General features: G+C 69.8%; 18 protein-coding genes, 1 rRNA gene and 1 pseudogene. 15 read left to right on the top strand and 5 right to left on the bottom strand.

Annotated features, from left to right (window positions below):
- The 5 genes from rrf to K7957_RS18160 form a co-directional block, all read left to right on the top strand.
- Positions 1-80: ribosomal RNA gene (gene rrf, locus K7957_RS20815) — 5S ribosomal RNA — on the top strand; the annotation flags it as partial.
- 129 nt (positions 81-209) lie between these two features.
- Positions 210-1,202, top strand: coding sequence for a glycoside hydrolase family 43 protein (locus K7957_RS18175; RefSeq protein WP_223013953.1), 993 nt, complete (start codon positions 210-212; stop codon positions 1,200-1,202).
- A 123-nt stretch (positions 1,203-1,325) separates the two neighbouring features.
- Positions 1,326-4,127, top strand: a complete 2,802-nt coding sequence (locus K7957_RS18170; protein WP_223013951.1) for a TonB-dependent receptor — start codon at positions 1,326-1,328, stop codon at positions 4,125-4,127.
- A 191-nt stretch (positions 4,128-4,318) separates the two neighbouring features.
- Positions 4,319-4,660, top strand: coding sequence for an SWIB/MDM2 domain-containing protein (locus K7957_RS20615; protein ID WP_223013949.1), 342 nt, complete (start codon positions 4,319-4,321; stop codon positions 4,658-4,660).
- Between the two features lie 118 nt (positions 4,661-4,778).
- A complete protein-coding gene (locus K7957_RS18160; protein ID WP_223013947.1) occupies positions 4,779-6,188 on the top strand; it encodes a M20/M25/M40 family metallo-hydrolase in 1,410 nt (469 codons plus the stop codon).
- Between the two features lie 309 nt (positions 6,189-6,497).
- Here the strand turns inward: K7957_RS18160 and K7957_RS18155 are convergent, their stop codons facing one another.
- Positions 6,498-7,073 carry a TetR family transcriptional regulator C-terminal domain-containing protein gene (locus K7957_RS18155; RefSeq protein ID WP_223013946.1) on the bottom strand — a complete coding sequence of 192 codons (576 nt, stop codon included), beginning with the start codon at positions 7,071-7,073 and terminating at the stop codon, positions 6,498-6,500.
- A gap of 47 nt (positions 7,074-7,120) precedes the next feature.
- On the opposite strand from K7957_RS18155, the gene K7957_RS18150 reads away from it, so the two are divergent.
- Both K7957_RS18150 and K7957_RS18145 read left to right on the top strand, forming a co-directional pair.
- A complete protein-coding gene (locus K7957_RS18150; protein ID WP_223013945.1) occupies positions 7,121-8,296 on the top strand; it encodes an aromatic ring-hydroxylating oxygenase subunit alpha in 1,176 nt (391 codons plus the stop codon).
- Positions 8,297-8,493: 197 nt separating this feature from the next.
- The gene (locus tag K7957_RS18145; protein WP_223013943.1) at positions 8,494-10,122 is read left to right on the top strand and encodes a phytoene desaturase family protein; all 1,629 of its coding nucleotides are present in this window, start codon (positions 8,494-8,496) and stop codon (positions 10,120-10,122) included.
- Here K7957_RS18145 and K7957_RS18140 read toward each other — a convergent pair.
- Positions 10,094-11,404: an amino acid permease gene (locus K7957_RS18140; RefSeq protein ID WP_223013941.1), complete on the bottom strand. Its 1,311-nt coding sequence runs from the start codon at positions 11,402-11,404 to the stop codon at positions 10,094-10,096. The genes K7957_RS18145 and K7957_RS18140 overlap by 29 nt on opposite strands.
- On the opposite strand from K7957_RS18140, the gene K7957_RS18135 reads away from it, so the two are divergent.
- A complete protein-coding gene (locus tag K7957_RS18135) occupies positions 11,403-13,001 on the top strand; it encodes a tetratricopeptide repeat-containing sulfotransferase family protein (RefSeq protein ID WP_223013939.1) in 1,599 nt (532 codons plus the stop codon). The genes K7957_RS18140 and K7957_RS18135 overlap by 2 nt on opposite strands.
- 138 nt (positions 13,002-13,139) lie before the next feature.
- Here the strand turns inward: K7957_RS18135 and K7957_RS18130 are convergent, their stop codons facing one another.
- On the bottom strand, positions 13,140-13,628 hold the full coding sequence (locus K7957_RS18130; RefSeq protein ID WP_223013937.1) for a GAF domain-containing protein: 489 nt from the start codon (positions 13,626-13,628) through the stop codon (positions 13,140-13,142).
- Positions 13,629-13,763: 135 nt separating this feature from the next.
- On the opposite strand from K7957_RS18130, the gene K7957_RS18125 reads away from it, so the two are divergent.
- Positions 13,764-16,253 carry a hybrid sensor histidine kinase/response regulator gene (locus tag K7957_RS18125; RefSeq protein WP_223013935.1) on the top strand — a complete coding sequence of 830 codons (2,490 nt, stop codon included), beginning with the start codon at positions 13,764-13,766 and terminating at the stop codon, positions 16,251-16,253.
- Positions 16,254-16,387: 134 nt separating this feature from the next.
- Here K7957_RS18125 and K7957_RS18120 read toward each other — a convergent pair whose 3' ends face one another.
- On the bottom strand, positions 16,388-16,732 hold the full coding sequence (locus tag K7957_RS18120; protein WP_223013933.1) for a hypothetical protein: 345 nt from the start codon (positions 16,730-16,732) through the stop codon (positions 16,388-16,390).
- Positions 16,733-16,970: 238 nt separating this feature from the next.
- Between K7957_RS18120 and K7957_RS18115 the strand changes: the two genes are divergently transcribed.
- Both K7957_RS18115 and K7957_RS18110 read left to right on the top strand, forming a co-directional pair.
- Positions 16,971-17,342 carry a hypothetical protein gene (locus tag K7957_RS18115; RefSeq protein ID WP_223013931.1) on the top strand — a complete coding sequence of 124 codons (372 nt, stop codon included), beginning with the start codon at positions 16,971-16,973 and terminating at the stop codon, positions 17,340-17,342.
- A gap of 89 nt (positions 17,343-17,431) precedes the next feature.
- Positions 17,432-18,124, top strand: a complete 693-nt coding sequence (locus tag K7957_RS18110; protein WP_223013929.1) for an HAD family hydrolase — start codon at positions 17,432-17,434, stop codon at positions 18,122-18,124.
- Between the two features lie 167 nt (positions 18,125-18,291).
- On the opposite strand, the gene K7957_RS18105 is transcribed toward K7957_RS18110, so the two are convergent.
- The gene (locus tag K7957_RS18105) at positions 18,292-20,616 is read right to left on the bottom strand and encodes a TonB-dependent receptor (RefSeq protein ID WP_223013927.1); all 2,325 of its coding nucleotides are present in this window, start codon (positions 20,614-20,616) and stop codon (positions 18,292-18,294) included.
- Between the two features lie 371 nt (positions 20,617-20,987).
- Between K7957_RS18105 and K7957_RS18100 the strand changes: the two genes are divergently transcribed.
- From K7957_RS18100 to K7957_RS18085, 4 genes and pseudogenes are all read left to right on the top strand, one after another.
- Positions 20,988-21,380, top strand: a complete 393-nt coding sequence (locus K7957_RS18100; protein WP_223013925.1) for a hypothetical protein — start codon at positions 20,988-20,990, stop codon at positions 21,378-21,380.
- 20 nt (positions 21,381-21,400) lie between these two features.
- Positions 21,401-22,720: a cystathionine gamma-synthase family protein gene (locus tag K7957_RS18095; RefSeq protein ID WP_223013923.1), complete on the top strand. Its 1,320-nt coding sequence runs from the start codon at positions 21,401-21,403 to the stop codon at positions 22,718-22,720.
- Positions 22,717-23,151 (top strand): annotated as a pseudogene (locus K7957_RS18090) (winged helix-turn-helix domain-containing protein). Before K7957_RS18095 ends, K7957_RS18090 begins: the two are co-directional and overlap by 4 nt.
- 166 nt (positions 23,152-23,317) lie before the next feature.
- Complete coding sequence (locus tag K7957_RS18085; RefSeq protein WP_223013921.1) at positions 23,318-25,873, top strand: TonB-dependent receptor; 2,556 nt, start codon at positions 23,318-23,320, stop codon at positions 25,871-25,873.
- Positions 25,874-26,032: the final 159 nt, after the last annotated feature.

Here is a 26,032-nt window from a genome sequence, read left to right as displayed (position 1 = left end):
CATCCCGAACTCGGACGTGAAACCCGACCGCGCCAATGGTACTATCGCTCAAGCGATGGAAGAGTAGGTCGCCGCCAGGCATTGTAGCCAGCGCGTTGCACACACATCATCATCGGAACCCATTCACCCTGTCTCAGCCGCGAGCGAAGCGTCGCTGGCGTGTCGCGGTCTCCTTGCACAGCATGATGTCGGAGCGTCATGGACATGTTATGTCCCCTGCGCCCCGCTCGCTCGCCGTCGCCGTTGCATCGTTCGCGGCCGCTCCGGCACCATACGTCGAGCAACGCCCCCTCCTCGACTCCGCGCCTGACCCGTATGTCGTCGTACATGGCGGCTGGTATTACATGATGGCGACCCGCGGCGACCGCCTCGCGATCCGCCGCACGCGCGATCTCGCCCATCTCGCCGACGCGACCGAGGAGACGGTGTGGCAGCCGCCAGCCGCCGGCGCCAACGCGCGGTCGATCTGGGCGCCCGAACTTCATCGACTCAACGGCCGCTGGTACATCTATTACACCGCGGCGGACAGCGCGCACGACGACGACGCGCATCGCGGCGTCTTCGTGCTGGAGAATCGCGCCAGCGACCCGCGCGCCGGCCGCTGGGTCGACCGCGGCCGAGTCAAGACGCGGCTGTCCGGGCTCGACGGCACCGTCTTCACCGCGCGTGGCCGATCCTGGTTCGTCTACTCGGCCTATGACGGACCCGACAGCGTCCTGGCGATCGCCGCGATACGCAACCCGTGGACACTGACCGGACCCGAACGCGTCATCGCGCGGCCCGATCGATCGTGGGAGCGGCAGGGCGGCCGCCAGATTCTCGAAGGACCAGCCTTCCTCCGCGGCCCGCGCGGCGATCTCTTTCTCAGCTACTCGGGCAGCGCCTGCTGGTCGCACGGCTATGCGGTAGGCCTGCTCCGCGCCGACGCGGGCGCCGACCTGCTGGACCCCCGCAGCTGGAGCAAGGCGGCGCGCCCGATCCTGGCATCGAACCCCGGCGCACACGTCTTCGCACCGGGGCACAACGCCTTCTTCGAGCCTCGCCGTGGTGAGACCTGGATCGTCTACCATGCCAACCGCGCGGCGGGGCAGGGGTGTACCGCCGGACGCGCGCCACATGTCGCCCGCGTCCGCTGGAGTGCCACGGGTGTGCCACAGGTGCCGCTGACAGCGATCGAGCTTCCGGCCCCGCTCGGCGACTGACCGCATTCCTGCTTCAGGTCAGCAAGGTTGTCGCTACGCGCCGTCTATTTATCTGATAAGTAGCCGACATAGCAGATCGTCTCCCGAGAACGCGGGCGGTCCGACCATGTCAGGAGAGGTCCCATGCGCTCCAAGCTCGCGCTGTCAGTATCCGTGGTGGCGCTGACCGCCGCGCTTCCCGCTTCGGCGCAGCAGGGTAGCACCCCGCCCGATGCGCAGCAGACACCGCCGCAGAGCGACGCCGGCGCGCCCGCGGGCAGCGGCAGCGCCCCGCTCCCGGACGCAGACGCGGCTCCGCCTCCCGCCACCGCGCCCGACGCCGCGGCGACCGGCGATGAGATCGTCGTGACCGGCATCCGTGCCAGCCTCGCGCGCGCCGCCGAGATCAAGCGCTCGGCGCCGCAGGTGGTCGACTCGATCGTCGCGCAGGACATCGGTAAATTCCCCGATCCCACCACCGCCGCCGCGCTGCAGCGCGTGCCGGGCGTGCAGGTGACGGTCGGCGGCAACAACGAGATCGTCAACCCGCTCGTCCGTGGCCTACCCGACATCCTCACCACGTTGGACGGGCGCGAGATCTTCACCGCCGAGGGGCGCGGCTTCGCCTTCCAGGACCTGCCCGCCGAGGCGGTGGCGCGGGTCGACGTGTTCAAGTCGAACACCGCCAATCTGATCGAGGGCGGCGTCGCGGGCACGATCGACCTGCGGCTCAACAAGGCGTTCAGCTATACCGAGCCGACGATCGCGCTGAGCGGCAAGCTCAATTATCCGTCGAACGCCGAGAAGCTGGGGCCGCAGGTCAGCTTCCTCGCGACCGACCGCTGGGACACCGGGATCGGCGAGATCGGCGCGCTGATCAACGTCTCCTGGTACGACATGCCGTACAACCGGCCGAGCAACTACGTCGCCGACCGTCGCTCGGGGAACGGCGGACCCGCGGGTGCCGACGGGCTGATCCTGCCGATCTCGACCGGCGGCCTCAACGAATATGGCCGCTACCAGCGCCCCCAGGCCAATGCCTCGCTGCAATGGCAGGCGAGCCCCGCGCTCGAGGTCTATGTCGACGGTCTCTACTCGGCCTATCGCAGCAAGTTCACCACCGGCTTCTACGAATATCGGCTGAGCACCGCGCGCAGCGTCACCGGCGTCGACCGGTCGGACGATTGTTTCACCGCGGCGGTCGCGCCCAACCGCGGCAATCCGGATCCCACCACCGATGCGGCCACGATCACCCAGCAGAACCTCTGCTCGTTCAACAGCGCGACCTTCAACGATCTCGAGGCCTTCACCTCGACACAGGCGCATGACAATCGCACCGATACCTGGCTCGCCGCGGGCGGCTTCCGCTTCGACCAGGGGCCGGCCGAGGCCAATCTCGACGTCAGCTACGAGCGCTCGATCACCAACAACGCCAATTTCATCGTCGACATCGGCAAGCGCGTGCCGAGCGTCACGCTGGGGCTGACCGATCCGAGCCAGACCGCCGCGATCACCGCGCCCAACAACCCGATGGCGGACCCGGCGGGCTTCACCTTCATCAACGCGCTGTTCCAGGACTATTCGCGCGCCAGCGGCGGGCTGCTCGCCGCCAAGGCGGACGCCAGCTATGACGTCGGCACGATCCTCAAGACGATCGAGCTGGGCGGCCGCTACGCCGATCGCACCGCCAACTTCCAGCAGGTCCAGCTCGGCATGAGTCCGCCGGGCGGCTCGTTCGCCACGCCGATCACCGCGACCGAGCTGCCGCTCGAGCGCGCGCCGGGTATCCCGCAGATCAACAGCGGCGCGCCGTTCGTGCTGCCGTCCACCGACTATCTGCTGTCCGGCGCGGGACAGCAGTCGCTGCGCGCCTTCTTCGGCGCCCCCGACGGGCAGCCGCCGTTCGACCCGACGCGCCGCTTCGACGTCGCGGAGAAGAGCTACGCCGCCTACGCCCAGGCGGGCTATGAGGTGCCGTTCGGCACCGGTCCGGTGGTGCTCGACGGTCGCCTCGGCGTCCGTCTCAGCAAGACCGACCGCGAGATCAGCGGCACCGGGCTGGTCAGCGGCACGCCGGTGACGACCACGTCCAGCACCAGTGACACCGACTGGCTGCCCAACGCGAGCGCGCGGCTCCAGCTCGGCGGCGGGCTCCAGTTCCGCGCCACCTATGCCAAGACGCTGGCGCGCCCGGGGTTCGGCTCGCTCAACCCGGGGCTGAACTATATCGTCTCGACCAACCCCAACATCCTCAACAGCGGCTCGGGCGGCAACCCGCAGCTGCGCCCGCAGAAGTCGGACAGCTACGACGCGACGATCGAATATTACTGGAAGGACGGCTATATCGCGCTCGCGGGCTATTACCGCGACATCAGCGACCGCGTGATCACCGCCAGCACCGCCGAGCTGATCGACGGCATCACCTACAACATCTCGCGCCCGCGCAACGTCGGCACCGCCAAGCTGAAGGGGATCGAGGCCAGCGCGCAGACCTTCTTCTCCTTCCTGCCCGGCGCCTTGGCTGGACTGGGCGGATTCGGCAATTTCACGCTGGCGGACTCGGAGGTGGGCGGCGACGACCCGCTGTCGGGCTACCCGCTCCAGGGCGTCTCCAAGTATAATTTTAACGCCGGCCTGCTCTACGATCGCGGCGGCCTCTCGGCGCGCGTGGTCTACACCTACCGCTCGCGCTATTTCGACGAGGACCGGTCCGGCACACAGGACGTGCGTCCGGTCGGCTCGGCCGCCTGGCTCAACTATGTCCGCCCCAACGGCCGGCTCGACTTCAGCCTGGGCTATGACGTGACCAGGAACGTGACCGTCACGGTCGAGGGTAGCAACATCCTGCGCTCGCGCTATCGCAGCTATTTCAACGAGGATTATCTGTGGCGCGACACGCGCACCGACGACAGCCTCTATGCGGTGAGCGTGCGCACGCGCTTCTGAGCGACACCGCAGCGGCGCCGGCACGCCGCTGCCGCGGCGGCATACCGGCCGATTATCGCGTCGAGTCGTTCGGAAGGCGGCGGGGACGCATCGTTTCACTTGCAGCGGCGTTCGCTCCGTGGGCAGAGTGGGATGGCAGAGCATCGGACGATGCGACCTGGGGACCATTTCTGCGGAAAGAGGAGAGTGTGATGGCACGATCAGCGGAGAAGCGCGGCAAGGACGAGACCGCCGCGGCCGAGAAGAAGGTCAAGTCGACCGGCAAGGCCGCCGGCGGCGCGCGCGGTGGCATCACCGCCCCGGTCACCCCGTCGCCCGAGCTGGCCGAGATCGTCGGCAAGAGCGACCTGCCGCGCAGCGAGGTCGTCAGCAAGGTCTGGGAGTATATCAAGAAGCACAACCTTCAGGATGAGAAGGACAAGCGCCAGATCAACGCGGACGACAAGCTGGAGAAGATCTTCGGCAAGAAGTCGGCCAGCATGTTCGAGATGAACAAGCACCTCAGCGCGCACCTGAGCGCCAAGAAGGCCTGAGCTGGCTGAGCGCCGGGCCGCGCGTCGTGCACGCGATATGGCCCGGCGCCGATATCCCGCTTGCGTCCGCGGGGCCGCGCGATACGCTTTGTCCTCCAGTGACAAAGGGGCATCGTGCATGGCGATCGGGCGCAATCTCTTCCTTCTCTGCGCGGCGCTCGCGCTGACCGCGACGCCTGGTCTGGCGCAGACCCCGCCGGCCGGTCCCGTCGCGATCGGGTCCGACGCGCAGGCGCTCGATATCGCCGAGCGCGCGATCGCCTTCCGCAGCGTCGCCGGGCAGGGCAACCAGACCCGGCAGCTCGCTGCCTATCTCAAGTCGGTGCTCGTCGCCGGCGGTTTCGCCGACCCGGACGTGACGATCACCCCGGTGGACGACACCGCCTATCTGGTCGCGCGCTGGCGCGGCAGCGACCCGTCGGCCAAGCCGCTGGTGGTGTCCGGCCATATCGACGTGGTCGAGGCCAAGCCCGCCGACTGGCAGCGCGACCCCTTCACGCCCGTGGTCGAGAACGGCTATCTCTACGGTCGCGGCGCCACCGACATGAAGCTGGACGCCGCGGTGGCGATGACCGCGCTGCTGCGGATGAAGCGCGCGGGTTACACGCCGCGCCGCGACATCGTGCTCGAGTTCTCGGGCGACGAGGAGACGCGGATGAAGACCAGCGCGCTCATCGCCGAGCAGCTCAAGAACGCCGAGCTGGTGATCAACATCGACGGCGGGGGCGGACGCTTCGCCGAGGATGGCAGGCCGCAGTTCTTCACCTGGAACGGCGCCGAGAAGACCTATGCCGATTTCGAGCTGACCGTCACCAACCCGGGTGGGCACAGCTCCGCGCCGCGGCCGCAGAACGCGATCAACCAGCTCTCCGCTGCCCTGGTGCGGATCGGGCAGTATCGCTTCACGCCGCAGCTGTCCGACGTGACGCGCACCTTCTTCCGCGAGGCGGCCAAGCAGAAGACCGGTGAGCTCGCCGCCGCGATGCGCGCTTTCGCGGACAATCCGAAGGACGAGAAGGCGATCGCGGTGCTCGCCGCGGACCCCGCCTATGTCGGGCAGATCGGCACGACGTGCGTGTCGACGATGATCTCGGGCGGGCACGCGCTCAACGCGCTGCCGCAGCGCGCGACCGCCAACATCAACTGCCGCATCTTCCCCGGCGTGAAGCCCGCCGACGTGATGGCCACGCTCCAGCAGGTCGCGGCCGAGCCGGCGCTGACGATCCGCGACGTGAGCGAGGGATCGGTCGCCAACGACGCGTCGCCGATGCGCCCAGACTTCGTCGCGGCGGTGACCAAGGCGGTGGGCAAGGCGTGGCCCCGCGTGCCGGTGTTCCCGAGCATGTCGGCAGGGGCGAGCGACAGCATGTGGTTCCGCTACCACCACGTGCCCAGCTACGGCGCGAGCCCGACCTTCATCAAGGAATCGGACGATTTCAGCCACGGCCTCAACGAGCGCACCGAGGTGCGCAACATCGCGCCGGGGATTCGCTATTACGTGTCGCTGTTCGGCGATCTGGCGAGGTAAAGGGAGTGGGCGCGAGCGGACGACTTGGCGGTTAAGGATCGCGGGCGACCGCTCCCCGTGCCCCGGCGAAGGCCGGGGCCTTCTGGGGGACTGACGCGGAGTATCGCGCTTGCTTTCCCAACTGTGCCCCGACCTTCGCCGGGATACAGGGTCGGGTTGTGCGAACCGCCGACACGACCGGCGTATCGCGGGCGGTGGCGAGATGAGGATAGCGCCGTCTTCTCGCATACGCGGGAACCCCGGGGCGGAGCACGTCACCGCTGAGCCACCCTGATCTCCCGCGTTCGCGGGAGCAGGGTGGCCGCTCCCTCATACCGCCGCCACATACCCCGCCACCACCGCGCGCGCGTCGGCCGCGGTGAAGACTCCCGGTGACAGGCACAGCTCCAGCCACAGCCCGTCGACCAGCGCGGTGAGTCCGACAGCCGCCAGATGTCGCCGCTCCGCCGCCACGCCCACCTCGCCCAGCAGCACCTCCAGCCGCGCGCGATAGCCCGCGTAATGGTGCGCATGGCTCGCCTGCATCGCCGCCCCGCCCTGCGCCAGGCTCCAGAAGGCGATCCAGGTCGCGAGCAGCGCGGGGTCGGCGATCGGCGGCGCGAAGCTGGCGTCGAGATAGGCCGCCAGCCGTTCGCGCGGCGACTCACCGGCCGTCGTCACCGCGGCCTCCAGCGCCTCGCCGACCCGCGCGGCGACATGGTCGTAGGTCGCCTCGACGAGCCGCTCGACCCCGCCGAAATGGTGCGTCACCAGCCCCGGCGACACGCCCGCGGCCGCCGCGATCACGCGTACCGACGCGCCGGCCGCGCCGCGCGTCGCCAGCACGCGCGCGGTCGCCGCGATCAGCTCGGCGCGGCGCGCCTCGGGCGCGGCGCGCTTGCTCATGCCCCGCCCTTGTTATACGCTCGTGCAACAACCACGCGGGGGCCTCCATGCATCGCTCGATCGATCTGCCGTACGCCGATCCCGACGCGGATTGGAGCCTTCCCGGCTGGCTGTACACCGACCCGGAATATTTCGAGCTCGAGTGCGCGCGCGTGATCCGCCCGTCGTGGCAGATCGTCTGCCATGAGAGCGACCTGGCCGAGCCGGGCGCGTGGCGGACGCTCTCCTATCTCGGCGAGCAGCTCGTCGTCGTCCGCGGCGGTGACGGTGTGATCCGCGGCTTCCACAACGTCTGCCGCCACCGCGCGATGCGGTTGGTGGAGGGGGCGAGCGGCTGCGCCAGGAAGCTCGTCTGCCCCTATCATGCCTGGGTGTACGAGCTCGACGGGCGCCTGTCGGGCGTGCCGATGAAGAGCGACTATCCCGCGCTCCGGCTCGAGGATAACGGGCTCGCCGCGGTCGAGGTGGAGACGTGGCGCGGGTTCGTCTTCGTGCGGCTGGAGGACGACGGCGGCCCGAGCGTCGCGACGATGATGGCGCCCTATGACGCCGAGGTGGCGCCGTATCGCTTCGAGGAGATGCGCCGCCTCTCCGACGTGCGCGAGCGCGAGCGGCGCGTGAACTGGAAGAACGTCGGCGACAACTATTCCGACAACCTCCACATCCCGGTCGCGCACGACGGGCTGACGCGATTGTTCGGCAAGAGCTACGCGATCGAGGCCGCGGGCTGGGTCGACCGCATGTCGGGCGAGCTGGTCGACCGAGTGTCGAGCGACTGGTGGGAGCGCTTCTACCAGACGCATCTGCCGCGCGTGGACCATCTGCCTGAGGCCAACCAGCGGTGCTGGCTCTACTACAAGCTGTGGCCCAACATGGCATTCGACATCTACGCCGACCAGATCGACTTCATGCAGTGGCTGCCGCTGACGCCGACCACCAGCCTGCTGCGCGAGATGAGCTTCGCGCTGCCCGACGAACGCCGCGAGATGAAGCTGGTGCGCTACGCCAACTGGCGGATCAACCGCACCGTCAACGCCGAGGATACCTGGCTGATCGAGCGCGTGCAGGAGGGCATGGCGTCGTCGAGCTACACCGCCGGGCCGATCGGCGCGAGCGAGGTGTGCCTGCGCAGCTTCGCCGCCAAGATCCGCGAGCGCATCCCCGAGGCGCGCCAGCACCGCGCCCCGCCGCCGGGCTGGTCGCGGCGGGTGCGCGGGGTGTGAGGGGGTGCGGTAGGTTGAACCGAGCATCCTTCACCCCACCACTGCCGTCATCCTGAACTCGTTACAGGATCCACCGCGCCGCGAGAGCCGAAGCACCTGAGTGTGCGGGACGGTGGACCCCGAAACAAGTTCGGGGTGACGCCAGTGGGGGAAGACGGCGGCGCGAACACGTCCGAGGACATGACTAAGGGGGCACCATGACGCAGCGGTACGACGCGATCATCATCGGCGGGGGCCACAACGGCCTGGTCTGCGCTTTCTACCTCGCGCGCGCCGGGCTGAAGGTGCGCGTGCTCGAACGCCGCCACGTCGTCGGGGGCGCGGCGGTGACCGAGGAGTTCCACCCCGGCTTCCGCAACTCCACCGCCAGCTACACCGTCAGCCTGCTGCGCCCCAAGGTGATCGCGGACATGAAGCTGCACGATCGCGGCTATCGCATCATCGAGCGCACGATCAGCAACTTCTTCCCGTTCCCGGACACCTATCTCACGCTCGGTGGCGGGACGCAGCGCACCCAGGCGCAGTTCGCGCGCTTCAGCCAGCGCGACGCCGACTCCTATCCCGCCTATGACGCCGCGCTGGAGCGCGTCGCGCAGGTGCTGCGCGACCTCGCGCTCGAGATCCCGCCCAACGCGGGCGGCGGGCTGCTCGAGCTGGTCAGCGCGGCGCGCCAGGCCTGGCCGCTCGCCAAGCTCGACATCGCCGCGCAGCGCGACCTGCTCGACGTCTTCACCAAATCGGCCCGCGACTTCCTCGACGGCTGGTACGAGGACGATCACGTCAAGACCGCCTTCGCCTTCGACGCCGTGGTGGGCAATTACGCCGGCGTGTCGACGCCGGGCTCGGCCTATGTGCTGCTCCACCACGTCTTCGGCGAGGTGAACGGCAAGTACGGCGCCTGGGGTCACTCGGTCGGCGGCATGGGCGCGATCACCCAGGCTATGGCGGCGGCGTGCCTCGCCGAGGGCGTCGAGATCAGCGTTGAGGCGCCGGTCGCGCGCGTGCTGGTCGACGGCGGCCGTGCGGCGGGCGTGGTGCTGGAGAGCGGCGAAGAGATCGTCGCGCCGATCGTCGCCGCCAATGTCGGCCCGGCGATGCTATACCGCCAGATGGTCGCGGGCCACGAGCTGCCCGAGGATTTCCGCCGCCGCATGGCGGGCTTCAAGACCGGCTCGGGCACGTTCCGGATGAACGTGGCGCTGAGCGAGCTGCCCGACTTCACCGTGCTGCCCGGGCGCGACCGGGCCGAGCATCACACCGCCGGGATCATCATCGCGCCGGGGATGGACTATATGGACCGCGCCTATGACGACGCGCGCGTCCACGGCTGGTCGCGCCAGCCGATCGTCGAAATGAAGATCCCCAGCACGGTCGACGACAGCCTCGCGCCGCCGGGCCAGCACGTCGCCAGCCTGTTCTGCCAGCAGTTCGCGCCCGAGCTGCCCGACGGTCCCGACGGGAAAGCCCGCAGCTGGGACGAGGTGCGCGAGCAGGTCGCCGACCACATCATCGACACGGTCACCGCGCACGCCCCCAACTTCAAGGCCAGCGTGATCGCGCGCCAGATCCACTCGCCGCTCGACCTGGAGCGCAAGTTCGGGCTGATCGGCGGCGACATCTTCCACGGGCGGATGAGCCTCGACCAGCTCTGGTCGGCGCGTCCGGTGCTCGGCCACGGCGACTATCGCGCGCCGATCCGCGGGCTCTACATGTGCGGCTCGGGTGCGCACCCCGGTGGCGGCGTGACCGGCGCGCCGGGCCACAATGCCGCGCACGCCATCCTCGCCGACCGCAGGCTCAGCGCGCGCTGGCGCCGCCGCGCCTGACCGCGAGATACACCGGCACGCCCGCGAGCAGCAGCACCAGCGCCCAGCCGTTCGCCTCGGCGCCGAGCCCGTAGGAGAGCCAACCCACGAACACTGCCGCGATCACGCCCATGGCGCGCGCGACGGGGTCGTCGCGCAGCAGCTTCACCGCGGCGAGCGCGCTGACGAGATAGGCGAGCATGCCTGCGGCGAGCGACACCGAGGCGACGAAGGCGAACAGGTCGCCCATGCCGCGGGTGAAGTTGGCGAGCGTCACCGCGGTGACGAGCAGTCCGGCGACGACATGCGCGCGCGCCGGCGTGCCCTGCGCGGTCTCGCGCGCGAACCAGCGCGGGAACACGTTGCCCTGCGCCATCGCGCGCGGCACCTCGCCCTGCAGGAGCACGAAGCCGTTGAGCGTGCCGAGCGCGCTGATCGCGGCGAACAGCGCGACGACCTGCGCGACGCCGCTGCCGAAGCCGAGGCCGAGGAACGCCGCGATCGGCGCGGGCGAGGCCGCGACCGCCGCCCGCGGCATCAGCGCGGTGATCGCGCTCGACACGATCAGGTAGATCACCCCAACCGCGGCGGTGCCGATCAGCGTCGCGCGCGGCACGGTGCGACGCGCGTCGGCGACGCGATCGGCCGGCACCGTCGCCGATTCGACCCCGAGGAAGCCCCAGAAGGTCAGTGCCGCCGCCCCGGCGGTGCCGGTCACCGTCAGCGGCACCGCGACATCGTGCGCCACCGCGCCGCCGCCACGCGTCAGCAGTAACCAAGCGGCGAGCAGCACCACCGCGGCGAGCGGCACTAGCTTGATCAGCATCGTCGCCATCTGCAGCCTGACCGCGAGGTCGACGCCCCGGATGTTGACCAGCACCGCCAGCCACACCAGCGCCACCGCGGCGATCGCGGCGTGCGGCGCCAGCGCGGGGAAGGCGAGGCTGAGCGCGCTCACCACCGCCACCGCGACCGCGCCGTTGCCCGCCCAGACCAGCGTCCAATAGCTCCACGCGGTGGCGAAGCCGATCACCGGCCCGAAGGCGGCGTCGGCATAGGCATAGGGCCCGCCCGCGCGCGGGATCGCGGCGGCGAGCCGCGCGAACACGAACGACAGCGTCATCGCGCCCGCGATCGTCACCACCCAGCCGAGCGTGGCGTTGGTGCCCAAAGGCGCCAGCGTCGCGGGCAGCAGGTAGATGCCCGAGCCGATCAGATTGCCCATCACCAGCGCCAGCAGGCCCCAGAAGGTGAGCGCGCGACTTGATCGCGCGGCGCCGGCGTGATTGTCTCGGTCTTCCATGTCCCTCGTGTCTGTCCGCGAACCCCGGCGTCTGCCGCCCCTGCTAGTCGACGCGGCGCTGGCGCTCCACGACAATCGCCTGGAGGTCGCCGAGCCGCTGCTCCGCGGCTATCTGAAGAAGGACCCGTTCGACGCGCGCGCGATCCGCATGCTCGCCGAGCTGGCGGGGCGGCTCGGCCGCAATCGCGACGCCGAGACGCTGCTGCGCCGCGCGCTCGAGCTGGCGCCCGGCTTCACCGCGGCACGCGCCAATCTCGCGATCGTGCTCTATCGCCAGAACCGCCCGACCGAGGCGCTGGCCGAGCTCGACGCGCTGCTCGCGGTCGAGCCCGAGCATCTCGGCCACGCCAATCTCAAGGCGGCGGCGCTGGGGCGACTCGGCGGCTTCGACGAGGCGATCGCTCTGTATGAGCGGGTGCTCGCCGCCGCGCCGGCACAGCCCAAGGTGTGGATGAGCTTCGGCCATATGCTCAAGACCGTGGGGCGACTGGCCGAGGGTGTCGCCGCCTATCGTCAGGCCATCGCGCTGCGCCCGTTGCTGGGTGAGGCGTGGTGGAGCCTCGCCAACCTCAAGACGGTGCGCTTCGACGAGGCCGACGTGGCCGCGATGGCGCGCGCGCTGACCGAGGCGAGCGAGGACGAGGACCGCTTCCACCTCGACTTCGCGCTCGGCAAGGCGTGGGAGGAGCGCGGCGACGCCGACCGCGCCTTCGCGCATTATGCCGCGGGCAACGCGCTGCGGCGGCGCGCCATCGTCTACGACGCCGATGCGACCGAGGCGTTCGTCGACGCCAGCGTGGGGCTCGCCACGCCCGACTTCTTCGCCGCGCGCGGCGGCTGGGGCTGCCCGGCGCACGACCCGATCTTCGTGCTCGGCATGCCGCGCGCTGGGTCGACCCTGGTGGAGCAGATCCTCGCCTCGCACAGCCAGGTCGAGGGCACGACCGAGCTACCCGATCTGCCTGCGGTGGCGCGCCGCATCGCCGATTACCCGGGCGGCCTCGCCTCGCTCACCGCCGAGCGCGCCCGCGAGCTGGGCGAGGAATACCTCCGCCGCGCGGCGGTCCAGCGGCGTACCGACCGGCCGTTCTTCGTCGACAAGCTGCCTAACAACTGGGCGCACGTGCCGTTGATCCGGCTGATCCTGCCGAACGCCACGATCATCGACGCGCGCCGCGAGCCGCGTGCCTGCTGCTTCTCCAACTACAAGCAGCATTTCGCGCGCGGGCAGGGGTTCAGCTACGACCTGGCCGACATGGGGCGCTACTATCACGACTATGTGCGGCTGATGGCGCGCGTCGACGCGGTGCAGCCGGGGGCGGTGCACCGCGTGATCCACGAGGAGCTGGTCGACTCGCCCGAACCGGCGATCCGCGCGCTGCTGGCGGCGTGCGGGCTCGACTTCGAGGACGCATGCCTCAGCTTCCACGCGACCGAGCGCGCGGTCCGGACCGCCTCGTCCGAGCAGGTCCGTCGACCGTTGTTCCGCGGCGGTGACCGCGCCTGGCGCCCGTTCGCCGCGCATCTCGGTCCGCTGGAGGCGGTGCTGGGGGATCTGGTGACGGCCTACCCGGAGGTGCCGGCGCGAGTGGCATGATGGGCATCTGCCTGCCAGCCGAGCGGTGCTCGTGCGCACGCAGGAGCCCAGAGCCATGATCGAAAGGCTCCCGACCCTGGGATCCTGCGCGCGCAGGAACACGCGCCGCGAAGATCCGGAGCCTTGTCGCCGACGCCGCTATGCACCCAGCCGCATCGCGGCACCGCGGGCGAGCCGCTGCAACGCGCGGCACTGCGGCTCCGACGGCGCGGCCCGCGGACGCTGATCCATCGCGCACAGCATGCCGAGCGCTCTCCCGCCCGCGTCGACCAACGCCGCGCCGACGTAGAAGCGGAGTGCATCCGGTCCCTGCGCGATCGGTAGGCGAGCGAAACGCGCGTCGGCCTCAAGGTCAGGGACGCACAGCACGCGTTCGGGCTGGATCATGCCATGCGCGCAGACGCACTCGTCCCGCTCGAGCCCGTGCAGCCGCGAGTTGAAGCGGCCGGCGACCCATAACCGCTCGTCCACGATCGTGACGAGAGCGGCCGGCGTGCCGATCAGCCCGGCCGCGGCGGCGGCGATCTCGTCGAGGTCCTCGGCGAGACGCTCCCAGTCGGGCCGCCGCGCACGTGCGGCCGTGGGAGACAGCGGTTCAGGCGCAAGGAGGCTGGACCAGAGACGCATGGTAACTCGCCGGTGAGAGGCTGTCCCTCGTAGCGGTCGCGTGTGAACAAGCCGTTCCCGCGCCGCTATCGGGAAGTTAACCATCTGACCGCTACCCGGTGCCCGATGCGCCGCTCGCCTAATCTGACCTCGCTGATGGGTTCCGGACCCTCGCTCGTCGCCGGCTTCACCCTGCTGGTGAGCTGCGGCTGCAGCGCCGCGCTGCTGGCGGCGCAGAGCCGCTCCGCCTTCGCCTGGGTGCAGCACACCTTCGAGGTCGGGGACGCGCTCGATACCGTGCAGATCCAGGCGATGCGCGCCGAGATCAACCGGCGCGGCTATGTCATGACCGGCGACGTCGCGCAGCGCGCCACCTACGCTCGTTCGATCGCGCACGCGCGGCCGGCACTGACGCGGCTCGAGCGGATGGTGGCGGATAACCCCGAGCAGCGCGCCAATGTCGCGGCGCTGCGTGGGCGACTGAACGGCCGTTTCGACGAGATGGCGCTGGCGGTGCGCTGGCGAGACCGCGGGCGCACCGCCGCCGCGGTCGCGCTCACCGGCTCGGTGGCGGGCAAGGTCGAGACCGCGGCGGTGGTAGCGGCGCTGGAGCGCGTGCGCGGCGCCGAGCAGCATCTGCTGGTGCTGCGCAAGGCGCGGATCGCGCGCCTCGAGCATCTCGGGTTCGCGACCGGGCTCGTCAGCGCGACGCTTCTACTGGCGCTCGCCGCCTTCGTGCTGCGCGAGCGGCGCCGACAGTTCGCTGATCTGGCCCGCACGCACGCGCGGCTCGAGCGCGACGTGCGGCTGCGTGAGCGCGCCGAGGCCGAACTGGCGCTGCTCGCCGACAATGCCACCGACGCGGTGATACGGCTCGGGCGCGACGGACTCTGTCTCTACGCCTCACCCTCGGCGCAGGAGACGTTCGGCGTGCCGCCCGCGGCGCTGATCGGCGAGCGGCTCCTCCATTTCGTCCACCGCGACGATCGCGCCGCGGTGTCGACCAGCTTCGCCCGGCTGATCGACGGCGACGCGCTGCGCGACATCGTGACCTGCCGTCAGGCGCCGCGCGAGGGCGAGGACGAGGCGTCGCCGCGGTGGCTGGAGGCGAGCGTTCGCGCGATCGTCGACGCGCCGGGACGGCCACCCCGCGGGGTGATCACGGCGGTGCGCGACATCACCGCGCGCAAGCGGCTCGAGCTGGCGCTCGAGGCGGCGCGGGCCAGCGCCGAGGTGGCGACCCAGGCCAAGTCGAGCTTCCTCGCCAACATGAGCCACGAGATCCGCACGCCGATGAACGGCGTGCTCGGCTTCACCGACCTGCTGCTCGCCGCCTCACCGACCGGGGAGCAGCGGCGCTACCTCGAGCTGATGGCCGACTCGGGCCGCGCGATGATGCGCCTGCTCAACGACATCCTCGATCTCGCCAAGGTCGAGGCGGGCGAGATGCGGCTGAGCGAGGAGCCGCTCGACCTGCGCCACGTGCTGCGGCGCTGCGTCGGGCTGATGACCGCGGTGGCCGAGCAGAAGGGACTGACGCTGCGGCTCGAGCTGGCGCCCGAGCTGCCGCCGCGCGTGCTGGGTGACCCGCTGCGCTATCGCCAGATCGTGCTCAACCTGCTCGGCAATGCGATCAAGTTCACCGACGCGGGCGAGGTGGTGGTGCGCGCGGCGGTGGCGGGCGGACGTCTGCGCGTGAGCGTGGCCGACAGCGGGATCGGCATCGCGCCCGAGCGGCTCGACGCGATCTTCGCGGAGTTCGCGCAGGCCGATCGCACCACCGAGCGGCACTATGGCGGCACCGGGCTGGGATTGGCGGTGAGCGCGAAGCTCGCGGGACTGATGGACGGCGCGCTCAGCGTCGCGAGCGAGCCGGGACGGGGCGCCACCTTCACGCTCGACGTGCCGCTGCGCGCCGCTGCGCCGGCGGAGCCTGCGCCGCCGCGCCAGGTGACGACGGCTTCTGTAGGCGCGGTCGGCGCCACGCGCGTGCTGATCGCGGAGGACCACGATATCAACCAGGAGCTGGTGCTCGCGGTGGCGCGCCAGATCGGGCTCGACGCCACGCTGGTGAGCGACGGCGACGAGGTGCTGCCGGCGATCGATGCGGCGATCGCCGCGGGGCGACCGTATGCGCTGGTGCTGATGGACATGCAGATGCCGCGCATGGACGGGCTCGAGGCGACGCGGCGGCTGCGCGCTGCCGGGCACGATGCCGCGACGCTGCCGGTCGTCGCGCTCACCGCCAATGCCTTCGTCGACGACGTCGCGGCGTGTCGCGCGGCAGGGATGCAGGCGCATGTCGCCAAGCCGCTGCGCGCCGCCGAACTGGCCGAGGCGGTCGTCCGCCTCGGCGCGACGCGCGCGGCGCCGACGATGCTGCCGCCGGCGATCAGCCCGGCGCTGCGGGAACGCTTCGAGACGAGGACGCAGGCGACTCTCGCCGCGCTCGAGGCGCTGGCGGAAGGGGCGGGGGTTCGCGACGAGGTGCTCGACGGCCTCCACAAGCTGGCCGGCACCGCGCGGCTGTTCGGCCGCGAGCTATTGGGTGAACTCGCCGCGATGCTGGAGGAGCGACTGGCGGGCGGGGCGCTCGGGAGCGAGGACCTGTCCGCAGCGGTGACCGCGTTGCGCGAGGCAGCGTAGCGAGGGGGTCGCTTGCCCGGGAAGCGACCGCCGCGTGTTGGTCATCGGCCTCGGGCGGTGAGCGCCGGGGACACCACGAGAAGATCGCTGGCGCGCGGGCGCGTGACGATGTCGCGCGAGCGGCACGGGCGCTGCTAGCGCTCGCCGTCGCCCGCGCCGGTGACTGGCAGGCCATCGCCGCCGCTGCGATCGTCTTCGAGATCCTCGCCTGGATTTCCGCCGCCAGCGCCCGATCCGCTGCCATGGACTTCACCAGTCGCGGGGTCGAAGGACGCGCGACGACCGTTCTCGGGTGGGAGCACGGGATCTTCCTCGCCGACGCGAGATCCGCGCGGCGCGACCGAGCCCGCGGGCATCTGTTCGCCGAGCTTGCGCTCGTCCTCGCGGCTATAGCCCTGACCGAAAGTACCCTCGTCCTTGTCGAAGGCGGCCCGGCGGCGATGCTCGGGGTCGGCGGTGGGATGTCGATCGTCGGTCATGCGCGCACAACGCGTTGGCGGCGTCGCGCGATCCGTCAGCACGCCGAGATCGGGATAGCCATGTCGAACATCGTGGGCGTTGGATAGAACGCGCGGATATGATACTAACTCGCACTAGCAGAAGAGGTGATGACATGGTGGGTGCGCGGGTCTTTATAAGGCGAGATCGATCCGAGCGTCGGCGAGGGCGCCCGGTGGCCGCGGCCCTGATGATCGGGCGTCAGGCGGTGGCGGCATCATGGCGATGAGCGCCGCTCCCCCGCTCCCCGCAGCGTTGATCGCGCGGGCGGCGCGCTGCTGGCGCACCGCGCGAGACACCCGGCAGCCAGTGCAGCAGCACCTGCACGCGCTGCTGGCTCCGCTCGGCTATGAGATGATGGCGCCGGTGATCGACAGCCTGATGACGCTGGGAGAGGCCTGCCTGGACCGGCCGCTGTGCCGCGGCTGCCCCTTCGGTCCCGATGCGGACGCGGCGCTGTTGTGCGCTCTGCTGGCCGACCCAGCGAGGCTGGATCGGCTGCCGTGCCGCGGCGACGGCCGCGCGCGACACATACGGGACGTCTTCGCGGGCGCGCTGACCTCGGCGCGGGTAATGGCAGCGTTGGCGTGATCATCTACGCGCTCGCCGCGACGCGCTGACACGCGTCGCGTGCTCGCCTAAGGGCGGCGGCGGAGACTTGCCGCGATGATCCCGACACCATGACGATCGACCTCGTGTGCCTCGATGCCGACGACACCCTGTGGCACAATATGCGCTTCTTCGACGCCGCCGAGCACGCCTTCGCCGAGCTGATCGCGCCCTTCGCGGAGGCGCCCGCCGCGCGCGCGCGGATGGAGGCGATCGAGGTGCGTAACCTCGAGCGCTACGGCTATGGCGCGAAGAGCTTCACGCTCTCGATGATCGAGACCGCGCTGGAGCTCGCCGGCGACGACCTGCCCGCGGCGAGCGTGCGGCGGCTGCTCGAGATCGGGCGGACCCTGCTCGATCATCCGGTCGAGCTGCTCGACGACGTCGCGGCCACGCTGGAGCGGCTCGCCGCGTGCGCGCGGCTGGTGCTGGTGACCAAGGGCGACCTCCTCCACCAGGAGGTCAAGCTCGCCGCCTCGGGGCTGGGACAGCTGTTCACTGGCGTGGAGATCGTCAGCGACAAGCGCGCGGATACGTTCGTGCGCGTCTTCCACCGCTACGGCTGCGCGCCCGAGCGTGCCGTGATGGCGGGCGACTCGATGCGCTCCGACGTGCTGCCCGCGCTCGAGGCGGGGGCGTGGGGAGCGTACATCCCGCAACCGCTGGCGTGGAGTCACGAGGCCGCGGCGACACCGGCGGCGCACCCGCGCTTCCGCCAGCTGGCGCGGCTCGGCGAGCTGCCCGACTGGATCGCGACCTTGTGAGCGGGGGAAGACCGCCTCCCTGGCATCGCTGTTCCCCCGCGCAGGCCGGGGCCCAGTTGGGGACGTAGCGGGTCGGCCACGACAGACTTCCCAGCTGGACCCCGGCCTTCGCCGGGGAACAGCTTCGGAAGAGGAGGCGAGACCATGAGCCCCCTCCCGCGATCACCTCAGTTGAAGCGGCCCGCGAGCGAGATGCCGACCACGCGGGGCTCGTTGAACACCGCTGCGTTGTAGTTCTCGATCACGCCCTTGAGGTTCTTCTCGTCGGTGATGTTGCGCGCGAAGGCGGCGATCTCGTACTTGCCGTCCGCGGTGGTGTAGCCGACCTTCAGCCCCAGCTCGAGGTTGCCGTCGGCGTAGAACTCGCGCGTCTTGTACAGTACCAGATTGGTATAGCCCTGCACGTTGAGATCGCTCGAGACGAACAGATTGCCCTCGTTCGTCAGCGGGACGTCGTAGCGGACCGCGGCGTCGAGCTGCCAGCGCGGCGCGTTGGGCAGCGGGTTGCCGTCGATCTGCGCCAGTACCGCGGGCGCGCCGAAGATCGTGCGCGTGACCGTCGGGTCCTGCACCGTGCAGGTCACCACGCCGCCGAAGGCGCAGACCTGCGCGTAGACGCGCTTGTCCTTGATCTCGGTGTGGATCGCGCTGCCACCCAGCGAGAAGGTGATGTTGCGGATCGGCCGCCACTCCAGCTCGGCCTCCATGCCATAGGCGTTGGCATGGTCGGCGTTGAACAGCACGCCGTTGCCGTTGGCGTCGTTGCCGTTCAGCTGGATGTCGTTGACCCGGTAGGTGAAGGCGGTCGCGTTGAGGCGCAGGTTGCCCGTCGGCCGCGTTTTCAGGCCGGCCTCGTAGGACATGATCGTCTCCGAGTCGGCGGTGGTGAAGGGCGTATTGAACACCGCCGAGCGCCCCTGGATCGTCGGGCCGCGGAAGCCGCGCGCGACGCGGGCATAGACGCTGGTGGCGTCGTCCAGCTCGTACAGTGCCGAGACGTCCCAGCTCGGCTCCTTGCCGCTCAGCTTCACGCTGCGTGCCGCGCTCGCGGGGAAGGTCTCGGTGGTGCCCGCGGCGTTGCGGCCCGATCGGACCAGCTCGGTGCGCTTGTCGTCCTCGGTGTAGCGCGCGCCGGCGGTCAGCGTCAGCCGGTCGGCGAGGCGGTAGCTCGCCTGGCCGAACACCGCCCAGCTGGTGTTGACGTCGTGCAGCCGCACCCAGTTGTTGGGATTGTAGCCGGTCGCGCTCGGCAGCAGGAAATAGCCGCGCTGGTAGAAGTCGGTGACGTCGCGGCTGTCGAAGTAGAAGCCGCCGAACTGCCATTTGAACGCGCCATCGCCGTTGCTGGCGAGACGCAGCTCCTGCGTCCACTGGTCGAGGTCGCGGACACGGCCCTCGCTCTGGCCGAAGCCGACGCCCCCGAAGTTGACCGCGGCGCCGCCGTCGGTGTCGCCGCGGCTGTAGCCCGAGGTGGTCTCATAGCCGGTGATCGAGGTCAGCGTCGCCGCGCCGAAGTCCCAGGCGGCGTTCACCGAACCGCCATAGGTCTTGTACGCCTGGGGGTTGCCGTCCGCCTCGTCGAGCGCGACCTGGTCGCGCGGCTCGCGGTTGATGTTGTTCTGCCCGCGCAGCAGCGCGCCGCGGTGGAAAATCGTCGAGGTGCCCTCGTAGGAGCGGACGTGGCCAGAGACGTTGACCGACAGGTCGTCGGTCGGCGTGAACAGCAGCTGGAGCCGCGCGTCGCGCTCGTCGAAGCCGCCGAGCTGGTCGCGGCCGCCGCGGGTGCCGTCGGCGCCGGTGCCGGTGAAGCTGTTGTCGACCCAATTGTCGCGGTGCTGGTACAGGCCGGAGAGGCGGATCGCGATCTTGTCCTGCACGATCGGGCCGCCGACGCCGCCGTCGAAGGTGACGGTGTTGTAGCTGCCAAAGGAAGCGTTGAAGCGGCTGCTCCACGTCTGCCCCGGCCGGATCGTGTCAAACTTGATGATGCCCGCCGTGGTGTTGCGCCCGAACAGCGAGCCCTGCGGTCCGCGCAGCACCTCGACGTTGGCGACGTCGTAGACCGGATTGGACTTCAGCACGACGTGCTCGAGCACGATGTCGTCCTGGATGATCGAGACCGGCTGCGACGCGCCGAGATAGAAGTCGATGTTGCCCAGGCCGCGGATGTAGAAGCGCGGGAAGATGCGCCCCGTGGTGGTCTCGGCGTAGAGGCCAGGGACGCGGCCGGCGAGTGCCAGCGCGTCCTCGCCGCCGGCCTGGAAGGTGCGCAGCGAGTCGCCGTCGACCACGGCGACCGAGACGGGCACGCGCTGGATGTTCTCGCTGCGGCGCTCGGCGGTGACGACCACTTCGCCGAGCCCGTCGTCGGCGCCGGCGGTCGCGGCAGCGTCGGTCGCGGCGGCGGGCACGTTCTGCGCCAACGCGGGCTGGGCCAGCCCGGCGAGGCCGATGGCGGCGGTGGCGAGCAGGATCGACTTGGGTGAGCGCATGATGTCCTCTTGTCTGTTCGCGGCAAGAGGCATGGGGCGACGCCGCGATGCTGTCAGCGCACCGGTTCACCGTCGCACGAGGCCCCCTGGCGGCCCCTCGGTCCATGCGGTCCCCCCGCGGGACACGCGCTATGACGCGATTGTGTCGGGATCGTGAAATGTTGCGGTCTATTTCTCGGCGAGCGCGATCGCTCCTGTGCCTACGGTGAACTGCAAGCGCTCCGGCGTTCGCCGGAGCACCGTTCGGTGCGAGGGTGATCCGACATGGACGCGGCGTGAGGCGATCGACGGGCGCTGACCAGCTGTTCCCGACTCGCCACCTCATGCGTTACAAGGCCAGTGGGGGCGATCGAGACGAACGAGGCAAGGTCATGCGTTTCCTCCCCACTTTCGCCGCAGCGGCGCTGCTGAGCGCGGGCGCGATCGCCGCCGCCCCGCGCGACCGCGCGCCCGACGCCGACTATCAGAAGCTCGTCGCCGGCAAGACCGCGGGCAAGCCGCAGGACTGTATCGACACGCGCTTCACCCGACCCGATCTCTCCGCTTATGGTACCAAGCTGGTCTACCGGGTCAGCAACAAGCTGGTCTATGTCAGCGAGACCGGCGGCGGGTGCGAGCGGGTGCGCCGCGGCGACGCGCTGGTGACGCGCCAGTTCCAGACCCGGTTGTGCCGGGGCGACATCGCCCAGACGGTCGATCTGCCCGCGCGCATTCCCACCGGCAGTTGCGCGCTCGGCGCTTTCGTGCCCTACCGGGCGCCGTAAGTATCAGGAGAAACGATCGCATGGCCGACGAACCCACTGAGCAGGAGCTGACCGGGGTAGAGACCCGCGTCTCGCCCAAGCCCGAGGTCGACGCGATCGGCGGGCGCACGCTCAAGCCCGCGACGCTGATGATGGGCCACGGCTACGACCCGACGCTCTCGGAAGGCGCGCTCAAGCCGCCGGTTTTCCTCACCTCCACCTTCGTCTTCCCGAATGCGGCGGCGGGCAAGCGCCACTTCGAGGGTGTCACGGGCAAGCGACCGGGCGGCGCTGCGGGGCTGGTCTACTCGCGCTTCAACGGCCCCAACCAGGAGATCCTGGAGGACCGGCTCGGCATCTGGGAGGGCGCCGAGGACGCGCTGACCTTCTCCAGCGGCATGGCCGCGATCGCTACCCTGTTCCTGTCGCTGGTGCGTCCGGGCGACACGATCGTCCACTCGGGCCCGCTCTATGCCGCGACCGAGACGCTGATCGCGCGCGTGCTCGGCCGCTTCGGCGTCCACTGGCTCGACTTTCCCGCGGGCGCTACGCGCGAGGAGATCGACACCGTGTTGGCGAAGGCGGCGACCGGCCGCGTCGCGCTGATCTATCTCGAGAGTCCGGCCAACCCGACCAACGCGCTGGTCGACGTCGAGGCGGTCGCCGCGAGCCGCGACGCGATCTGGGGCAGTACCGCGGAGAAGCCGCCGATCGCGATCGACAACACCTTCCTCGGCCCGCTCTGGTCGCAGCCGCTCCAGCACGGCGCCGACGTGGTGGTGTACAGCCTCACCAAATATGCCGGCGGCCACTCCGACCTGGTCGCGGGCGGCGTGCTCGGGTCCAAGGCGGTGATCGACACGATCCGTGCCATGCGCAACACGATCGGCACGATCTGCGACCCCAACACCGCCTGGATGCTGCTGCGCAGTCTCGAGACGCTCGAGCTGCGCATGAGCCGCGCCGGCGAGAACGCCGCCAAGGTATGCGCCTTCCTGCGCGACCATCCCAAGGTGGAGCATGTCGGCTATCTCGGCTTCCTCGCCGACGCGGAAGGGCGCCAGGCCGATATTTACCGAAGCCACTGCACCGGCGGCGGCTCGACCTTCTCGCTCTACCTCAAGGGCGGCGAGGCGGAGGCGTTCCGCTTCCTCGACTCGCTCAAGATCGCCAAGCTGGCGGTCAGCCTCGGCGGCACGGAGACGCTGGCGAGCCATCCCGCGGCGATGACTCACCTCTCGGTGCCCGACGCGCGCAAGCAGGCACTGGGGATCACCGACAATCTGGTGCGCATCTCGATCGGCGTGGAGGATGCCGACGACCTGATCGCCGACATGGAGCAGGCGCTGGCGGCGATCTGAGCCGCCGGCGCCACGCCTCGCGCGCGCGGCACGGCCCGCTCAAGCTGAAGGCGCAGCTCTTGTGCGGCGACTCGATCGCGTTCGGGCCGGGCAAGGCCGACCTGCTCGACGCGATCGAGTCATGGCTCGATCTCGGCGGCCGGCCGCGCGCTGGGGATGAGCTATCGCCGAACCTGGCTGCTGGTCGACGAAAGAACCGCTGCTGGTACGACGGGCTGGTCGCGACGGGACGCGGCGGCGGTGGCGGGGCGTGACTGACGGAGGCGGGGCGCGAGGCGCTCGCTGCCTATCGCGCGCTGGAGGCAGCAATCGACGCGGCGGTGGAGTCCACCGCCGCGTTCGAGCGGCTGGGGCAGAGATTGCGCGGCACGCCGCTGCCTGGCAACGCTGTGGCTACAGCCACGAGTCAGCACCATGGCGCGGCGCGCTAGTATAAGCGATCACGACGAAGTCGTAGGGATGGCTGTGCTAGATCGAGAATAATGAAATTAGGATGAAATTAAGAAGTCGGAGCCTGTCATAGCTTTGTCACGATAGCGAAGCGCAACCTTCCTATCCGCCCCTCCCAAGGCCACGGGCCATAGAGGGGTTGAGTTCATGTCGTTTATCTCGCGTCGTCGCCTGCACTTGCTCGCCGGCATCGCGGCGCTCGCCGCCCCGGGTCACGCGCTGGCCGCGCCCGGCAATGCCGCTCCCACCGCCGCGGCCGACCGGACCGCCGCCCCCGACGCCGCCGCGCCCGACCCGGCGCAATCCGGCGGGCTCGACGAGGTGGTGGTCACCGCGACGCGGCGCGAGACCAACCTCCAGTCGACCCCGGTCGCGATCAACGTGCTGAGCACGCAGGCGCTGCAGGACCGCCACGTGCAGAGCCTGTATGACCTCGCCGACGGCGCGGTCCCCTCGCTGCGCGTCGCCACCTTCGAGGCGCGCCAGTCGGCCTTGACCGTGGGCATCCGCGGCATCGTCCCGCTCGACGCCAACCAGCCCGCGCGCGAGCAGGGCGTCGGCATCTATATCGACGGCGTCTATCTCGGGCGCCAGCACGGTCTCAACGCGGCATTGTTCGACGTCGAGCGGGTCGAGGTGCTCAAGGGCCCGCAGGGCACACTGTTCGGCCGCAACACCGAGGGCGGCGCGCTCAACATCGTCACGCGCGCGCCGTCGGGCGAGTTCGAGGGCCGCATGCGCGCGGGCATCGGCAATTACGGCGCCTACACCGGCGAGCTCCACCTCGACCTGCCGGAATATCACAACGTCAGCGTCAAGGTGGACGGCGTCGTCCAATACCAGGGGCCGACCACCAAGAACCCGCTCGCGGGCCAGACCGGCTTCAACTATTACGACCGCCGTGGCGGCCGCATCGCCGCGCGCTGGAAGCCGTTCGAGGGTCTGACCAACGACTTCTCCTACGATTACGGGCTCGACAAGAACTCGCCCTTCTACAGCCAGCTGCTCAACGCCAACCCGAACGGCTGCATCGCCGGGCCGGTGAGCAACGCGCCCAACTGCGTGCTGCCGGGTACCAGCTACAGCACGCTCACCGGCACGGTGAAGCCGCTGCTGCCGGGTGTGGTGGTCAACGGCACCAGCCGGATGAAGACGGCAGACATCGGCGTGCCGCAGCAGCCGAGCGTCGACCAGACGCACGGCTTTACCAACCTCCTCAAGTACAAGGCCTCGCCCGAGGTGGAGCTGCGCTCGATCACGGCGTGGCGCGGCGTCAACGCGACGCAGTGGGACAATTCGGGCGGCGCGCATCGCGTACCGGTGGTGAATCTCACCGCCGCCTGCACCGCCGCGGCGCCGTGCGGTTTCAGCCGCTACAGCCTCGCCGACCTGCATCAGAACCAGTTCAGCCAGGAATTCCAGGCGGTCGGCACGATCGACCGGTTCGACTATGTCGCAGGCCTCTATTATTTCAACGAGCACGTCACCGACGACGCGGCGACGCCCAACTCGAACGGTGCGGTCGCTGTGCTCAACGCCGCCGGCCAGGTGACCGGCGCCAATTACGTCATCCTCGATCCATGCCGCGGCTCGAGCGGCTTCGGCTCGCAGCCGGGCTGCCGCTCGATCGACCGCGCCTCGGAGGTCTGGTCGAAGAGCTACGCCGGCTACGGCCAGATCACCTGGAACCCGCTCGACGTGCTCCACCTCACCGCGGGCGGACGCTACACGCACGACACCAAGCGCGGCGTGCTGCACTATTCGCGCAACGTGAATTATGACGTGAACACCGCGGCGGCCACGGCGGCGGGCTACCAGCCGCTCGACCGCACCTGGAATCGCTTCAACCCGGCGTTCACCGTCGCGGTCGACGTCACTCAGGACGTGCACGCTTATGCCAAATACGCGACCGGCTATCGCGCCGGCGGCGCCAGCTCGCGCACGGCCAATTACCAGTCTTTCAGGCCGGAGGACATCAAGTCGTATGAGATCGGGCTCAAGTCCGACTTCTGGGACCATCGCGCCCGCTTCAACCTCGCCGGCTATATCATGGACCGCAAGAACAGCCAGGTCGACATCAGCTCGATCCAGCCGTTCAACGGAAGCAACTTCAACAACCTGGTCACGATCAACGCGCCCGGCACGACCAAGATCAGGGGCATCGAGGCGGATCTGACGCTCAACCCGATCGACGGGCTGACGCTCAACGGCTCGTACGCCTATACCTACACCAAGATCCCGCCGGTGCTGATCAACTATACCGCGGGCGGGGTGACGAGCAGCGTCGAGCAGAACTTCTACATCGTCTTCACGCCGCGCAACGCCGCCAGCGGCTCGATCGACTATCGCGTGCCGGTCGGCGAGGGCAGCACCACCTTCCGCGTCCACTTCGACGGCAATTACGCGCAGTCGACCCAGGCTTTCGACCAGTTCGCCACGCGCGCCGACGCCTCGCTGATCTTCAACGGGCGGATCGCGCTGGCCGACATCACCCTAGGCGAGGGCAAGCAGAAGCTCGAGGTCGCGCTGTGGGGCCGCAACCTGTTCAACGAGCAGTACGTCTATCGCCGCGACCCGTCGAACAGCCTGCCGGCCGCGCCGACCAGCAGCGTGAGCGCGGGCAACATCAACAACGTGCTCGGCGACTACGGCAACTTCAACGCACCGCGGACTTTCGGGCTGGAGGCGCTGCTGAACTTCTGAGCCGAGGGGAGGGCTGCTCGCTCACGGCGCGAGCGGTCCGTCGTCCCCTTACTCCCGTCATCCTGACCTTATTTCAGGATCCACCCGTCCTCGCGCTCTCCTGCCGGTGGATAAGCGGGCCCGTGGATCCTGAGACGAGCTCAGGATGACGCCGGTAGA

This window comes from Sphingomonas yunnanensis (assembly GCF_019898765.1).
GTDB lineage: Bacteria > Pseudomonadota > Alphaproteobacteria > Sphingomonadales > Sphingomonadaceae > Sphingomonas > Sphingomonas yunnanensis.
Note: the sequence above shows the minus strand (reverse complement) of the source record. Positions and strands in the feature narration are given on the sequence as shown.